Below are 1,659 nucleotides of genomic sequence, written 5' to 3' on the forward strand. Positions count from 1 at the left end.
CGGGGGTGGCGGCGGGGGAGGCCAGCACATCCTGCCAGCGGCGGGCCAGGGCCTTCAGCGCGGCGGCGGAATGGGCGGTCAGCAGCAGCGGCGGCAGAGCGCCTTCGGCCGGGGCTTCCGGCACGGCGGGCTGCGCCGGGGCGGCTGCCAGCAGCGCGGTGGCATTGGTGCCGCCGAAGCCGAAGCTGTTGATGCCGGCCAGGGCGCCGGGGCGGATTTCTACCCGTTCCAGCGCCGTGGGGACGCGGAGGTTCAGCCCGGCGAAATCGATATTCGGGTTGGGATTGCTGAAATGCAGGTTGGGCGGCAGGGCGCCGCGCTCCAGCACCAGCATGGCCTTCAGCAGCCCGGCGATGCCGGAAGCCGGTTCCAGATGGCCGATATTGGTCTTGATGGAACCCACCGGCAGCGGCGTGGAGCGCCCCTTGGCCAGGGCCTGGCCGATGGCCCAGGTTTCCACCGGGTCGCCGGCCTGGGTGCCGGTGCCATGGGCCTCGAAGTAAGCAAAATCCTCGGCGCTGGCGCCGGTCTCGGCCAGCACCTGCGCCATCAGCGCCGCCTGGGCCTCGCGGTTCGGCAGGGAGAGGCCGATGGTGCGGCCGGCGGCATTGGTGCCGGTGCCGAGGATCAGGCCACGCACCCGGTCCCCGTCGCGCAGCGCGGCGGAAAGGGGCTTGAGCACCACCACGCCCGCGCCCTCGCCACGCACATAGCCATCGGCGGCGGCGTCGAAGGCCTGGCAGCGGCCGCGCTGGGACAGCATGCCGGCGCGGGAGAAGCCGGTGAAGGCATAGGGGGAGAGCAGGAGCTGCACGCCGCCCACCAGCGCCGCCTCGATCTGCCCGGCGCGCAGGGACTGCACCGCCAGATGCAGCGCGACGAGCGAGGAGGAGCAGGCGGTGTCCACCGTCTGCCCGGCGCCGCGCAGGTCGAAGATATTGGTCAGGCGGTTGGACAGGATCGACAGCGTGTTTCCGGTCATGAAGTAGCGGTCGGCGCCCGCATGGTCGCTCAGCCGCAACTCGGCATAATCGGTGGAGGAGCCGCCCACGAAGGCCGCGATGGGCCGCCCGGCGAGGCGGGAGGCCGGCCAGCCGGCATCCTCCACCGCCTCATGCGCCACTTCCAGCAGCAGGCGCTGCTGCGGGTCCATCTCCATCGCCTCACGCGGGGAAAGGCCGAAGGCGGGGGCGTCGAAGCCCGCGATTTCCCCCAGATGGCCGGCGGCGAAGGAATAGGACTTGCCCGGCTCGGTCTTGCGCGGGTGGAAGAAGGCGGCCTGGTTGAAGCGCCCGGCCGGCAGGGTGCCCACGGCATCGGTGCCGGAGGAGACCAGTTGCCACAGGGCTTCGAGATCCGGCGCGCCCGGCAGGCGGCAGGCGGCACCGACGATGGCAATGGGTTCCCGTGCCAGCGCCCCGGGATGACCCGGGTGGGTGGCCCGCCGCGATGGGGCGGGACTGGCTTTGGGGCGGCGACCGCGACTGGGCTTTCCGTCCTGCATACCGATTATTCAGTGCTCCCGGCGGGCACGCATGGCAGTGGAAGAAGAAGGGAGGGGGTCATGACACGGCCCTGTCCCGCGCTGCAACAAGGCCCGGCAGCCCACCGGCGCGCCCGGCCGGCTGCGCGGCGGGGCGGCGGGCCAGCCCGGGCAGC

1 protein-coding gene is annotated in these 1,659 nt (G+C 72.5%); it reads right to left on the reverse strand.

Annotated features, from left to right (window positions below):
• The coding region (locus IBL25_RS26020) for a beta-ketoacyl [acyl carrier protein] synthase domain-containing protein (protein WP_187781330.1) at positions 1 to 1,504 on the reverse strand (1,504 nt) is incomplete at its 3' end.
• Positions 1,505 to 1,659 lie beyond the last annotated feature (155 nt).

Origin of the sequence: Pseudoroseomonas ludipueritiae (assembly GCF_014490445.1) — a bacterium.
In the GTDB taxonomy this organism is placed as follows: Bacteria; Pseudomonadota; Alphaproteobacteria; order Acetobacterales; family Acetobacteraceae; genus Pseudoroseomonas; species Pseudoroseomonas ludipueritiae.